Source organism: Candidatus Nitrosopumilus koreensis AR1, from assembly GCF_000299365.1.
Lineage (GTDB): Archaea > Thermoproteota > Nitrososphaeria > Nitrososphaerales > Nitrosopumilaceae > Nitrosopumilus > Nitrosopumilus koreensis.
The window spans coordinates 1,291,614-1,304,015 of the sequence record NC_018655.1 but is presented as its reverse complement, the minus strand read 5'-3'; the positions used below and the strand labels follow the sequence as shown (position 1 = coordinate 1,304,015).

At 34.2% G+C, this 12,402-nt stretch carries 17 protein-coding genes; 11 read left to right on the top strand and 6 right to left on the bottom strand.

What is annotated here, in order from left to right:
* Window positions 1–42 precede the first annotated feature (42 nt).
* Complete coding sequence (locus tag NKOR_RS07765; protein ID WP_014963807.1) at window positions 43–324, top strand: Fe(2+)-trafficking protein; 282 nt, start codon at window positions 43–45, stop codon at window positions 322–324.
* On the opposite strand, the gene NKOR_RS07760 is transcribed toward NKOR_RS07765, so the two are convergent.
* Complete coding sequence (locus NKOR_RS07760) at window positions 321–782, bottom strand: hypothetical protein (RefSeq protein WP_014963806.1); 462 nt, start codon at window positions 780–782, stop codon at window positions 321–323. The two genes, NKOR_RS07765 and NKOR_RS07760, sit on opposite strands and share 4 nt — an antisense overlap.
* Window positions 783–862: 80 nt before the next feature.
* On the opposite strand from NKOR_RS07760, the gene NKOR_RS07755 reads away from it, so the two are divergent.
* The 3 genes from NKOR_RS07755 to NKOR_RS07745 are packed head-to-tail and all read left to right on the top strand — an operon-like array spanning window position 863 to window position 3,315.
* Window positions 863–1,864 carry an adenylosuccinate synthetase gene (locus NKOR_RS07755; protein WP_014963805.1) on the top strand — a complete coding sequence of 334 codons (1,002 nt, stop codon included), beginning with the start codon at window positions 863–865 and terminating at the stop codon, window positions 1,862–1,864.
* 49 nt (window positions 1,865–1,913) lie between these two features.
* Window positions 1,914–2,594 (top strand): hypothetical protein, encoded by a 681-nt coding sequence (locus tag NKOR_RS07750; protein WP_014963804.1) that lies wholly within the window; start codon window positions 1,914–1,916, stop codon window positions 2,592–2,594.
* On the top strand, window positions 2,575–3,315 hold the full coding sequence (locus tag NKOR_RS07745; protein WP_014963803.1) for an orotidine 5'-phosphate decarboxylase: 741 nt from the start codon (window positions 2,575–2,577) through the stop codon (window positions 3,313–3,315). The genes NKOR_RS07750 and NKOR_RS07745 overlap by 20 nt, the downstream gene beginning before the upstream one ends.
* Here the strand turns inward: NKOR_RS07745 and NKOR_RS07740 are convergent.
* The 4 genes from NKOR_RS07740 to NKOR_RS07725 all read right to left on the bottom strand — a co-directional run bounded on the left by NKOR_RS07740 (window position 3,295) and on the right by NKOR_RS07725 (window position 6,305).
* Complete coding sequence (locus NKOR_RS07740; RefSeq protein WP_014963802.1) at window positions 3,295–3,714, bottom strand: bis(5'-nucleosyl)-tetraphosphatase; 420 nt, start codon at window positions 3,712–3,714, stop codon at window positions 3,295–3,297. The genes NKOR_RS07745 and NKOR_RS07740 overlap by 21 nt on opposite strands.
* Window positions 3,711–4,412 (bottom strand): polyprenyl diphosphate synthase, encoded by a 702-nt coding sequence (uppS, locus tag NKOR_RS07735; protein ID WP_255348572.1) that lies wholly within the window; start codon window positions 4,410–4,412, stop codon window positions 3,711–3,713. Before uppS ends, NKOR_RS07740 begins: the two co-directional genes overlap by 4 nt.
* 176 nt (window positions 4,413–4,588) lie before the next feature.
* Window positions 4,589–5,734, bottom strand: coding sequence for a DUF373 family protein (locus tag NKOR_RS07730; RefSeq protein WP_014963800.1), 1,146 nt, complete (start codon window positions 5,732–5,734; stop codon window positions 4,589–4,591).
* Between the two features lie 70 nt (window positions 5,735–5,804).
* Window positions 5,805–6,305, bottom strand: coding sequence for a hypothetical protein (locus NKOR_RS07725; RefSeq protein ID WP_014963799.1), 501 nt, complete (start codon window positions 6,303–6,305; stop codon window positions 5,805–5,807).
* Window positions 6,306–6,554: 249 nt separating this feature from the next.
* On the opposite strand from NKOR_RS07725, the gene NKOR_RS10095 reads away from it, so the two are divergent.
* The 7 genes from NKOR_RS10095 to NKOR_RS07695 all read left to right on the top strand — a co-directional run bounded on the left by NKOR_RS10095 (window position 6,555) and on the right by NKOR_RS07695 (window position 11,883).
* The gene (locus NKOR_RS10095; protein ID WP_014963798.1) at window positions 6,555–6,701 is read left to right on the top strand and encodes a DUF5679 domain-containing protein; all 147 of its coding nucleotides are present in this window, start codon (window positions 6,555–6,557) and stop codon (window positions 6,699–6,701) included.
* A 71-nt stretch (window positions 6,702–6,772) separates the two neighbouring features.
* Window positions 6,773–7,195 (top strand): translation initiation factor IF-2, encoded by a 423-nt coding sequence (locus NKOR_RS07720; RefSeq protein WP_014963797.1) that lies wholly within the window; start codon window positions 6,773–6,775, stop codon window positions 7,193–7,195.
* Window positions 7,195–7,491, top strand: coding sequence for a DUF424 domain-containing protein (locus NKOR_RS07715; RefSeq protein WP_014963796.1), 297 nt, complete (start codon window positions 7,195–7,197; stop codon window positions 7,489–7,491). Before NKOR_RS07720 ends, NKOR_RS07715 begins: the two co-directional genes overlap by 1 nt.
* Before the next feature lie 74 nt (window positions 7,492–7,565).
* A complete protein-coding gene (locus NKOR_RS07710) occupies window positions 7,566–8,345 on the top strand; it encodes a serine protein kinase RIO (protein WP_014963795.1) in 780 nt (259 codons plus the stop codon).
* Complete coding sequence (locus NKOR_RS07705) at window positions 8,342–8,914, top strand: KH domain-containing protein (RefSeq protein ID WP_014963794.1); 573 nt, start codon at window positions 8,342–8,344, stop codon at window positions 8,912–8,914. The genes NKOR_RS07710 and NKOR_RS07705 overlap by 4 nt, the downstream gene beginning before the upstream one ends.
* Window positions 8,901–10,784, top strand: coding sequence for a DNA topoisomerase VI subunit B (locus NKOR_RS07700; RefSeq protein WP_014963793.1), 1,884 nt, complete (start codon window positions 8,901–8,903; stop codon window positions 10,782–10,784). Before NKOR_RS07705 ends, NKOR_RS07700 begins: the two co-directional genes overlap by 14 nt.
* On the top strand, window positions 10,771–11,883 hold the full coding sequence (locus NKOR_RS07695; protein WP_014963792.1) for a DNA topoisomerase IV subunit A: 1,113 nt from the start codon (window positions 10,771–10,773) through the stop codon (window positions 11,881–11,883). The genes NKOR_RS07700 and NKOR_RS07695 overlap by 14 nt, the downstream gene beginning before the upstream one ends.
* Here the strand turns inward: NKOR_RS07695 and NKOR_RS07690 are convergent, their stop codons facing one another.
* A complete protein-coding gene (locus NKOR_RS07690; protein WP_016939457.1) occupies window positions 11,884–12,396 on the bottom strand; it encodes an Hsp20/alpha crystallin family protein in 513 nt (170 codons plus the stop codon).
* Window positions 12,397–12,402: the final 6 nt, after the last annotated feature.

The window sequence follows — 12,402 nt, the reverse complement described above, 5'->3', positions numbered from 1 at the left end:
TAATTTTAAAAAGATAAAAGGAGTTTCAGATTGCTATTTTCTATGAGTCGTACTTGTACAAAATGCAAGAATGATATTCCTGATACTGAACAATTGGGTCCAGTTGCTGAGAAATATCCTACCTGTAACAAGTGTTGGGCTGAATGGAAGGAATACCAAATAATGGTAATGAATGAAATGAAACTTGATATGTCCATGCCTGATCACAGGAAATTATTGAAAAAACACGAGAAAATCTTTGTAGGTGTAATGTCTCCTGAAGGAGAAGTTATAGATTATACAAATGAGGATAACAGAAAGCCTGACGAGCCAACAGGTGCCTAAAACTTCAAGTGCTTTTTCGCATTTTCTGGAATAACTAACATTATTCTTCTCTTTTTATCCTCATCTAGATTGCTGATTATTCTTTTTACCGTGTTTGCAAGTGTTTCCTTTTCACCATCATCTAGTGTGAGATAAATCTCTAAAATGCCATCTAGATTAAAAGCGATTAATTTTTGTGGATTTTGTGAGACTTCGGTAATGTATGCAGAAAATAGTCCTTCTCTTTGTTCTTCTGAAAGTGTAGTTAAAATCTTAAGCCATGTTTTGAAAAGCTTTGCAAAATTTGGAAACGGAATTGTTGGCCCTGCTTCTAATGCGTTGTTGATCACTTCATCTTGATCTGGTTTTGATAGTGAAAAGAATTCCATCATGCGTTTTTTTAAAATTGGATTTCTAAGAAAGTCTGGAAGATTTGCTAAATTAATAATGATGTTTCCTGCAAAATTTTCTCCAACCATCGATCTAGAAAATTCTATCTTGGTTATAAAATGATACAAGACCACTTTAGCTTAAATAAACCAAGTTCAAGTTCAACAATATGACATCTACTGTTGTAGTTGGTGGATTTTTTGGAGATGAAGGAAAAGGAAAGATCATCTCATATTTGGCAATCAAAGACAATCCAAAAATCATAGTTCGTGGTGGTGCTGGTCCAAATGCTGGACACACAATAAAAGATGGCGACAAAGTCTACAAGGTTCGAATGCTTCCAAGTGGATTCTTAAACAAAAATGCCAAAGTCATGATTGGCCCTGGCGTAGTGATTAATCCAGATGTACTAAAAAAAGAGATTGAAGATTTTGGTGTTTCAGGTCGCTCATTTATCGATAAACACTGTGGTATAATTGAGCAAACACATCTTGCAAGAGACTCTAAGGGCGAACTAAAAGAGAAAATTGGCAGTACGGGTTCTGGAACCGGTCCTGCAAATGCTGATAGGGCAATGAGGGTCTTAAAATTAGCAAAAGACTTTGATTCATTATCATCACTAATTGTGGATGTTCCTTATGAGATTAATTCTGCTTTGGATAACAATGAAAATGTGCTCATTGAAGGAACTCAAGGAACATTTCTTTCATTATGGCATGGAACATACCCCTTTGTGACCTCCAAAGACGTAACTGCTTCAGGAATATGTGCTGATATTGGACTTGGTCCCACTAAAGTAGATGAAGTAATTGTTGTCTTCAAGTCCTATGTAACACGTGTGGGAACGGGACCTCTTGACAAAGAACTCTCACTTGAGGAGGCTGAAAAGAAGGGCTGGTCTGAGTTTGGAACTGTAACTGGCCGTCAACGTCGTGCAGCTGATTTTGATTTTGATTTAGCTAGGCGTGCAATCATGCTTAATGGCGCAACGCAAATCTCTATAACAAAATTGGATGTGTTGTTTACAGATTGTGCTGGAAAAACTTCATACGATGAATTATCTGATGATGCAAAAGCATTCATAAAAAATATTGAAGATGAATTAAACACGCCTGTTACAATTATTGGAACCGGACCAACTGTCAATGATGTAATTGACAGAAGAAACTAGGCTCCAAATTTTTGGATAAGTTTAATTTGTTAATTGATCGTACATCTTCGTGGAACAATCTACTACTGTTGATAAACAACCACGTTACATCCAGGTTAATTCTACTTTAGAATTCACTAGGCTTGTTTGTGCACTTGAGCGTGCACCACGCGTGTCTTTTCTTCATGATCATAATGGCAAAAAAATTCTATCTGTACAAATGGATGTTCTAAAAGAAAAACCAATTGTGTATTACACACCACTTGAGCACAATGGCCACTATCTTCGTTATGGACTAAAGGGTGGAAAAGAAGAATCTGAAATTGTAGATACTACTTCTGATTCTAGCAAACTGTATTCTCCCATTGTTCGAATAAAATCTCTTCCAAAAACACTGAAACCTGGAAATGGTACGCTTGATAGATATCAGCCAATTGAATTAGAAGACATGTCCAGTCTTGCAAAACTTACTTGGGGCTTTGAGGAAATACCATTTCCTTTGTTCTTATTTCCACACAATGATAAGTGGCTTCTTGGTGTCTTCATGAATTTTCAAGAAGAAGGAACTTCCTATTTTTGTCATGTGTTACTTGATCATGATCCCGAAAAACCATTTTTGAAATTTTCTACAAGTAATGTTGTTGAACCAACGTTTGTTGACAGTCCATCTGAGCATGGCTATTCGTATATCAAAATAATAAAATTAAAAGACACTCATCCATTAGTTGATTATGCTCACCTTCAAAACTAGACTTTCACAGATCGCAAAAACTAACGGCAAAGTAATTCTTGCCAATGATTATGATCCTTCTGTAAAAAATTTGGAAACCAAAACCCTTTCAAATATTAAAAAACTACATCCATATCTTTGTGCAATAAAATTAAATTTTCATTTGTTACTTCCATTAAGTGGAAAACAAATTCTCAAAATAAACAAAACAGCTCATAGATATGGTTTGCAAACCATTGCAGATATCAAATTAAATGACATTGGTAACACAAATCGTGTAACTACAGAAAACCTGTGGAATTTAGGATTTGACGCAGTTATTGCCAATCCGATAATGGGATTAGATAGTTTGAAAAATCTGGTAAAATCTGCTCACAAAAATGGAAAAGGTGTGATTACTTTGTGCCACATGAGTGCTCCTGAGGCTAAATTGTCTTATGATATCGAAGTCAAAATGCAAAAAAAACAGCAACTCTATCAACTGTTCTTGGATTGGGCCCTAACTGCAAAAGTTGATGGGATTGTAGTTGGAGCCACTTTCCCAAAAATCATTCAGTATTGCTCTAAAAAGGCTGGAAAAAAACTCGACATCTTTTCTCCTGGAGTTGGAACTCAAGGTGGAAATGCAAATGAAGTGATTTCGTCTGGAACAAACTATCTGATTGTAGGAAGAACAATTCTCAATGCAAAAAAACCAATTGATGTTGCAAAAAGTTTGCAATCAGACAGTCTTGGTAAGTAACATTTGAGCTTTTGTTAGTACCGTTTTTGCATTATCAAATGTAGTTTTTTCCATTGCAGTATTGTAATCCATCCAAGTATAATCCAAGTGTTCGTGTGAAATGTTTACTTGCTTAGTTTTTGTCTCTGCCAGGAAAAAAACCACTTTTTTATGAACCAATTCTTTTTGGTATTGAAAATTGTATTCTATCCATTCTTCAAAATCATCTAAAAAATTGATATCTGTTATTCCTGTTTCTTCTTTTGTTTCTCTGATTGCAGTTTCGTGTGTTGATTCTCCTTTTTCCATCTTTCCTTTTACAAAATCCCAATGTCCAGATGGATAATGCAACAGCAAAAACAGATTTTTAGAATCTTCTTTTCTAAACAATACAATTCCAGCAGATGTCTCTTCTATCATTTTCCCAATCTTCTTTTTCTTTCTTGAAATGTCCTGATGGCCCTCATTAAATCTATTTTCCTAAACTCTGGCCAAAAAATATCCATAAAAACTAATTCACTATATGCACTTTGCCACATCAAAAAACCACTAAGTCTTTTTTCACCTGATGTACGCAAAATCATATCTGGCGATGATTGTGGTAAGTGTGATGTGTAAAGATTTGATTCTATCTCTTTTTTAGAAATATCTTCAACATTTAATTGACCGTCTTTAATTTTTTCACCTATCTTTTTTACTGCATCAACTAATTCATACTGCCCACCATATGCTAATGCAATATTTAGAAAATGATTGTCATAGTTTTTTGTAGCATCATCTAATCGTTTTAGAACCTCTTTGATAGATTCAGGCAACAACTCAATTCTTCCTATTCCTTTTACTCTCATCTTGCATCTGTGAATTCGTGGATCGTTGTATAATTTCTCTAATCTCATACGAATTAATTCATACAAATGTTCTAATTCTTCATCATTTCTGTCCAAGTTTTCTGCTGATAGTGCATACAACGTAACAATTTTGATATTAAATTCCTCACACCAATCAAGAAGGTTCTCTACTGCATCTGCCCCTTTCCAATGCCCTTCCTTTGGAATTGTTAGATGCCTTTTGGCCCATCTTCTATTCCCGTCTAAAATTAGTGCAACATGGTTAGGAATATCTCCATTCTGAATCTCGTTTTCTAACCTTTTACCATAAATCTTGTATAGACCTGATAACTGAAAAATTACATCTTTAATTTTGCTAATATCAGTTCACCTTTTGATAATTACTATAAGATTAAAGATATCAGTGTTTTTGAAAAATTTAGCCTACATACGATTGCAGGCTCAAATTAATCTGAAACCATCTCTTGATCTTTATGTTTTCTGTATTTTTTGAAGAGAATTGTGGCTGAAACCAAGGTAGCTGCTAAACCTCCAAGTAATGGTGGAATCAAAGTAAATGAACTCACATCAGAAATCATGATGTTGGTAAATTGGTATATTGTTGGATACAACGCAATCAGAACAATTATTCTCAAAATATCGCTGATTTGTCTTGGTATTCCTCCAATCCAATTACTAAGTAACGTTCCTGCAAATATTGCACCAAGTCCTGTCCATAGGATTGGTAATACTCCTGAAACAAACTGTCCAATAATTATTTGATCAGTAATCTTTCCAACCAACCCTGTATCTGACTCAATTAATTCTGGATCAATTGCAGCAATTCCAGATGGTATTGATGAAAGTATTAACAATATTCCTGCAACCATTGTAAACATTCTGATAAAACCCATAGGTGTAGGCTTTGACCAACTTGACCAAACTCTATCAATATCAAATGCTCGAATTAAAAATGCTCCACCCAAAATGCTAACAAGAACTGCAAATATTTCTGCTGTGTAATCAAATATAGTAGCAATTCCTCCAATTAACAAAAGTATTCCTGGAACACCTAAGAAAAATTTTGAATATCTCGAGTCATATGCAATCATTTTTAGATATTTTCCAAAAACTGCATAAGAATACTCTACACTTCTACTTACTTTCATTACAACACGTTGTACAGAAACTACTGGTAAGACATTTTGAATAACTGGAATGACACTTTCGTCATCTTCCCCATCTGAAACTATGACTGCTCCATTTGCAGAAAATTTTTCTAAGACCTTTCTTATTTCACTAAGAATTTTTTCATCAGCTTGCACTCCTCTATCTTTGATTCCTGCAACCGTAACTACTTCAACTTGGTATCCTTTACTAACCAAATCTTCGTATGTTTTAATTGCTGAAAAAATAGAATTTGAATCTGCGTCTTCAGGATCTTCTAATGCTAATCTTTGTGCTGCCTCAATACAGGAATCTCTGCCAATTACTGGTGTAACTATTCCTGCCTTTTCGCCCACATCATTATCTCTATCAACACAAATTACAAGTAATTTGTTAGCCGTAGATGCATTAACATCTTTTTCTACTTTGCCTGAGCGTTGAGACATTCATCTTGTTTTGTAGAATTACTTTTTAACGATTTCCAACAATTATGATTATTAAAATTCGGTTTTGAGGCTAGTCTGGTCTTGACTCATCAGAAATCTTAACTAACTCTAGTGATTCTGATTTTAATGATTCAATCTTTTGTTTTATCTCTGAAATTTCTTCTTCTGAACTTTCATTCTCTATTAGATTTGCTAGAACTTTGGTTTCTATCACATATGCATTAAATTTCTTCATGGCATCCATGTAACTAATGTAGCTATTTTGCCATTCTTCAGATGGTTTTGATGTGACAAATTCACTAATTTGAGCTGTTATTTGGGATGATGTGATGTCAGCTGATGCAATATATTGTTCTGGTGTAATATCCTTATCTAGAAGTTTTTGATATTCAATTTCAGTTGACTCTTGTAAAATTTCATGAATGTTTTTTACTCCATCTAGATAACCTTCATAATCTGTAACGATGAATGTGGTTTCATTTTGTTGAGGAACCATCCATACAAAAAAACTTGCTCCAGTAATTGCAGCTAAAATGATTATTGTAACTGCAATTCCTTTCTTTGATGCCATTCTAATTCTTAATGTTTGGGAGTTTATAATTGATAATCTTTAAAGAAATTTTCAATTATTAAACAAATATTAGAAAAATTCGCTTTTAGCATAATCTTGACCATAATTTTCTAAAAAGTACTAACATTCGTTAAAATTTTATGAGAAAATCTTTTTCTGAGGCACAAAAAAATTTACCTGCGTCTAGCCTGTAGTGAAATATTTTTCACAGCCTCTTCCTAAATACCACCATGTTTGACAATTTTTAGAATGGTTACAGCATATTGCGTAAAATGTCGCGAAAAAAGGGACATCAAAAACCCCAAAGAAACTAAACTAAAGAATGGACGTCCTGCAGTAAAAGGGACATGTCCTGAATGTGGAACTAATGTTTTCCGAATTGGAAAAATGGAATAATTTAGAAATAAAATCCACACGATTCTTCTTTTTCAAAAACCAATATAGGGTATAGTCTACACTATTTTTTAGTGACCAAAGCAGAATATGAGAATTTACTCAAAAGGATACAGGATAAACTAGGTGATACTGAAAAGGGATCTACTGCTAGGTTTGAACTCCCTGTCGTAGATGTGATGTGGGAAGGCCAAAAAACTTTCTTGCGTAATTTCTCTGAATTCCCAAAGGTGCTTAGACGAGATCCTGACAAAGTATTGCAATATCTCTCAAAGGAGTTTGCAGTTCCTGCTGAAAGAATTGGTGACAAGGCCATGTTTATTGGAAGACGTGATCCTGATGACTTTACCAGACTGTTTCAAATTTATGTTAAAGATTATCTTGAATGTCCAACTTGCAAAAGCCCTGATACAAAAATTCTAAAAGAAAATCGTATATCATTTTTAATTTGTGAAGCTTGTGGTGCAAAATCTACTCTAAAAGGTAAATATGCATAATGCCATTTGCAGTACGTCAAACTGATTACCAAAGAAATCCAATGTTGAATATTTGTGATGCAGAACTATTGGGTAAAACAATTGTTGAAGGTGAACTAAACATGCACATCAGTGAAAGATATTATGGAGAAAGATTTGTGGAAAAAGAAGAAGCTGAAACTCTACTAAAAAATTCTGCCATCATTAACATGGTTGGAGATGAAACTATCTCTTTATCTCTTGGATTGGGTGTTGGTTCTGAAAATGGTGTTAAAAAAATCTCTGGAGTTCCTTTTCTTATTGTCTTTAAAATGTAAGATGCTATTTTTACTTCACATATTTTCATCTAAAAAAAGAAATTCATTTTATCTAGTGGGAGTATTACAAACTAATGACTGACATACTAAGTAAAAAATTAGAATCAAAATTAGATAAAAAATTAATTTCAAAAGATAAACGAAAAACTTTGGATGATGGTTTTAAAAAAGGCAAAGTGATAAACGAAGTTTTAGACAAACCAACTGTTATGACTCTGTACAAAATGATTACAGATCATGTCATTGCATATGTCAATGGTGCTGTAAGTGCTGGAAAAGAATCTGTTTTGTTTTGGGGAGTTGATGAAAGTGATTCTGATGTAGCCTTGAAAATTTATCTTGTAAGTACTTCAAATTTTAAAAAACGAGAGCCATACATTCTTGGTGATCCACGGTTCTCTAGTGTCAAAAAGGGAACAAAAAATCTAGTCTATCTCTGGGCAAGAAAGGAATATCGCAATCTAACGCAATGCTTTGAGGCTGGAATCCCCGTTCCAAAACCACTCTATGTAACAAATAATGTTCTGGCAATGGAATTTGTGGGTGAAAACGGTGCACCATCTAAACAGTTATTGGATTCACAAGTCGATGAAAACGACTACCGTCAGGCAATCCAAATTCTACAAGATATGTATCAAAAAGCAAAATTGGTCCATGGTGATTTTTCAGAATATAATATCTTCAAGACCCAAAAAGGACTGGTAGTTTTTGATTTAGGTTCTGCAGTCGATTTGAGACACCCTAATACTCAAGAATTTCTTAAGAGAGACATTAATAACATTACCAGGTTCTTCAAAAAAAGAGGGGTTTCTGTTGAAGATCCAGATAAATTATTTGAGGATATTGTAAAATGAGCTTTGAAAAATTACTCCGTATCCCAAATGATAGAATTGCAGTTTTGATTGGTAAATCAGGTAATGTTAAATCTAAAATTGAAAACCTATGTCATGTCATTTTGGATATTGATGGGGAGACTGGCGAAGTTCTCATAAAGTCAAATGGTGATGTTGAAAAGATCCAACCATTCAAAGCGATGGAAATTGTTACAGCAATTGGTAGAGGATTTTCTCCTGAAAACGCTTTGACTCTGTTGAAAGGAGAAAACACATTGCATGTTATAGATCTTAGAGAGTTTGCCGGAAAATCTAACGCAAATGTTGAAAGGATAAAAGGGAGAATTATTGGAGAAGGTGGTAGAGCAAGAAGAAATATGGAAAATCTTAGCGGTACTCATATCTCAGTTTATGGAAAAACAGTTTCAATTATTGGTGATGCAAGTAAATTACGATTAGCAGTAGATGCAATATCTTCTATTTCAAGCGGGAGTATGCATGGTGCAGTTTATGATAAACTAGAAGCTGCAAACAGAAAAGAAAAACAAGAAAAAATGAAATTGTGGGAAGATCAAGATGTCTTCTATTAAAGAAAAATTTAATCAAATCTCTCCTAGTGAGTTTTTCTACAGTAATCGTGACTTGGCTGGATTCAGTAATCCTACCCGTTCACTATATACTGCTGTTAGGGAGTTTGTTGAAAATGCTCTTGATGCATGTGATCAAAAAGGTATTCTGCCTGATGTACACCTGACAATCAAGGCTGTCGATCCTGACAAACCAGACCCAAAACCCTACATTTTGACTGTTAAGGATAATGGACCAGGAGTTGATGCTAAACATATTCCACTTGCATTTGGAACTGTTCTTTATGGCTCCAAATTTGGATTAAAACAAGCAAGAGGTATGTTTGGTCTTGGTGCAACAATGGCAATTTTGTATGGCCAAATTACTACCAACAAACCAGTAATTGTGAAAAGTTCAGTCGATGCAAAAATCCAAAATCAATTTGAAATTCTATTAGATATTCAAAAGAACAAACCGATAATTGTAAAACATACTGAAAAAGAAGTTGCAAAAAAAGGACTTTCAGTCAGTATTTGTTTAGAGGGTGATTACTCTAAAGCAGGAAACAAAATTCGTGATTATGTCTATGAAACATCATTAATTACTCCATATGCGACAATTACTTTTGATGATCCTAAAGGACAAAAGTTCCATCATCCTAGATTTGTAAAAGATATACCTCCTCCACCAACAATTATCAGACCACATCCACATGGAATTGATGTTGAAAGAATAAGAAGAATGATAGTTGAATCTCAATTTGAAATCCCAACCATTGATGATATAATGATTGAAAAGGTAAGAAAAGATTTAGGATTATCAAAACAAAGTCTTAGCTTTACTGCAATTATGGCAAAAGCAAAAAAGAAATGGAAAAATCTCTCTCGTCAGGTTCGTGTGGTAATAGCTTTGTTGTCATTTCTTAAAATGGATTTTGAAAAATTAAGTAAAATTAGAATTGAAGATCTTGATGTTCCAAACAAAAAATTACATTATTGGGACTTTGGAGACTCTCAATCAAAAACAGTTGATATGGATCCTGAAAGTCAGTATTTCAAGCAACTCACCAATACTGTTCAAGGTGAGCCACTGACAACTTTTCTTACAAAACGATTTCAGCGCATAGGTCCAACTACAGCTGTAAAATTTGCAGAATTTGCAGGCTTCAAACCTGAAAAACGTATGGGTACTTTTACCAATCAAGAACTAGTAAACCTAAGTGATTCATTACAGAAATTCGATGATTTTATGGCTCCGGACTCTAGTTGTTTGGCTCCATTAGGTGAGGAGCCGTTAGAAAAAGGAATCAAGAAATTTTTCAATCCTGATTTTGTTGCAGTAGTTCAACGACCAGCGTCAGCTTATTCGGGATTTCCATTTATCGTTGAGATGGGAATTGCATATGGTGGTGATATTAAATCGGGTGGGCCACATGTGTATCGATACGCAAACAGAATCCCATTACTTTATGATGAAGGAAGTGATGTGGTCCTAAAAGTTGTAAATGATACTGATTGGGGTAGATACAAGGTAAAAGGCGATCCACCATTTATCATAGTGTCTCATATTTGTTCAACTAGAATTCCGTACAAGACTGCAGGAAAAGAAAATGTTGCAGATAGGCAAGAGATTGAACGTGAATTAAGATTAGGACTACAATTCTTGTCAAGAAAACTTGCGGCATTTATGTCCAAACGAGGACAAGCTGAAATGGCAAAAAAGAGGGCAAATCTTTATGCAAAATACATCCCAATGATCGCAGAGTTTTGTACTGAACTTGCTGGAAAGAAAAAACAACCTAATTACAAGAAAATTTTAGATGAACTAGAACCTATTGAAACTAAACCTGAAACAAAAACTGTAGAGGAGGAAAAACCAATTGAAAACAAATAAAGAAAAAGCTAAAGAAATTAGTAAAAAGGCTAAAGAAAAACAAAAAAGTGTTCTTGAATCTCTAAAAAACCACGGAGCAAAAATCTATGAGGATTTGGAAAATGGACGATTTCCCAAATTTTCAATCCCGAGTAGATCTGTAGGTAATATTGTTTATGATAAAAAATTAAGGCAATACATTTTAGGCAATTCAAATGCATTGAGAAGTGCTAAAAACTCTGCTCAACTGCGCTCTTTCACACAATTAATGTGGCTTGCATTTTTTGCAAATCGTTTAACTCAAGAGAAAAAGTCATCTACGTTAAGAGATGTGTATTACTCTTCACAAGCATTTGCCATAGAATTTGAAGATCAATCTGAATCCGATAACATAATTGTTGATTTGGAAGCAGTAACCTCGAGACCTAGGGAGGATTTCCATATTTTTCCAGAAGAGCGAAGCTCAATTTTTGGTGATTTGAATATAGAATATACTATTCCTGGTTATGAGGGGAAAAAAATGAATTTGTCAAATCATCCTGATGGTTATTCCATTGGGCCTAGTTTGACAACTGCTGAATTAGTTGATACTAGTGCTGAAATTGTAATTGCAATTGAGAAGGGTGGTCTTTTTACAAGATTTGTTGAAGAACAAATTGATAAAAAATTCAAATCTATTATTATCAATACTGGAGGACAAGCTCCACGTTCTACCAGAACTTTACTTAAGCGCCTTCATGATGAGCTGGGATTGCCTGTAATCATTCTAACTGATGGTGATGTGTACGGAGAACACATTGCCATGGTGATTAAATCTGGTTCTGCAAATGCTGCACATCTGAGAGAATTAACCGTACCTGATGCAAAATGGGTTGGGGTTTGGGCTACTGATATAGAAAAATACAAACTACCAACAATCCCAATGACTGAATCTGACATTAAGAGATGCTATGATCTTCAAAAAGATCCAAGATATGAATCAGGAATTTGGAAAAAAGAATTAGAAGTATTTCTAAGATTAAAAAGAAAAGCTGAATTGGAGGCCTTTGCCAAATATGGTCTAACTAACATCACTGACAAATATTTGCCGCAAAAATTAGAATTAGCAAAAAGTCTGTAATTATTTTATCCTAAGTGTCAATACACCATTTCTATATTTGAAATCAAATATCTGCATATTGTTTGCACCTTCTATTGGCACTTCTTTTGAAAATCCTGCAGTTCCTCTGATGTATAGCATTCCATCTACTAGTCTTACTGCAATTTTGTCTTCAGGACCTGGAACTTCTGCAACAAAAACAAATTCCCCTTCACCTTTGATAAGATCATATACCCAATTCTTTTGCTCTTGTTCTCTTGATTGTGTGTAGAGTGGTTTTTGGTCTTTTGTCATTTTCTTTAATACTCTGACCCAGTAAAACATTGTTAGTGCTGCGGCTCCAATTAAGAAGAAACTAACAAAACCTGAATCTGCTCTTTGAGTCATGATATAGATTATTCCTAGAAATAAGATTACAATTATTGGAATTACAAAATTTAGTGATTGTTCATTTGAATATGCACCTTTGTAACTTGCCAAACAGTCCAAATCTGAGTTTACCAAATATAAAGTATCTTTGGTTTTTATTACCATTTTTAA

Coding starts and splice junctions, on each gene's coding strand:
- NKOR_RS10095 (WP_014963798.1), top strand. CDS start 6,555: ATGGTTACAGCATATTGCGTAAAATGTCGCGAAAAAAGGGACATCAAA.
- NKOR_RS07725 (WP_014963799.1), bottom strand. CDS start 6,305: ATGGCATCAAAGAAAGGAATTGCAGTTACAATAATCATTTTAGCTGCA.
- NKOR_RS07700 (WP_014963793.1), top strand. CDS start 8,901: ATGTCTTCTATTAAAGAAAAATTTAATCAAATCTCTCCTAGTGAGTTT.
- NKOR_RS07690 (WP_016939457.1), bottom strand. CDS start 12,396: ATGGTAATAAAAACCAAAGATACTTTATATTTGGTAAACTCAGATTTG.
- NKOR_RS07710 (WP_014963795.1), top strand. CDS start 7,566: ATGACTGACATACTAAGTAAAAAATTAGAATCAAAATTAGATAAAAAA.
- NKOR_RS07745 (WP_014963803.1), top strand. CDS start 2,575: ATGCTCACCTTCAAAACTAGACTTTCACAGATCGCAAAAACTAACGGC.
- NKOR_RS07760 (WP_014963806.1), bottom strand. CDS start 782: ATGGTTGGAGAAAATTTTGCAGGAAACATCATTATTAATTTAGCAAAT.
- NKOR_RS07755 (WP_014963805.1), top strand. CDS start 863: ATGACATCTACTGTTGTAGTTGGTGGATTTTTTGGAGATGAAGGAAAA.
- NKOR_RS07740 (WP_014963802.1), bottom strand. CDS start 3,714: ATGATAGAAGAGACATCTGCTGGAATTGTATTGTTTAGAAAAGAAGAT.
- NKOR_RS07715 (WP_014963796.1), top strand. CDS start 7,195: ATGCCATTTGCAGTACGTCAAACTGATTACCAAAGAAATCCAATGTTG.
- NKOR_RS07765 (WP_014963807.1), top strand. CDS start 43: ATGAGTCGTACTTGTACAAAATGCAAGAATGATATTCCTGATACTGAA.
- NKOR_RS07730 (WP_014963800.1), bottom strand. CDS start 5,734: ATGTCTCAACGCTCAGGCAAAGTAGAAAAAGATGTTAATGCATCTACG.
- NKOR_RS07705 (WP_014963794.1), top strand. CDS start 8,342: ATGAGCTTTGAAAAATTACTCCGTATCCCAAATGATAGAATTGCAGTT.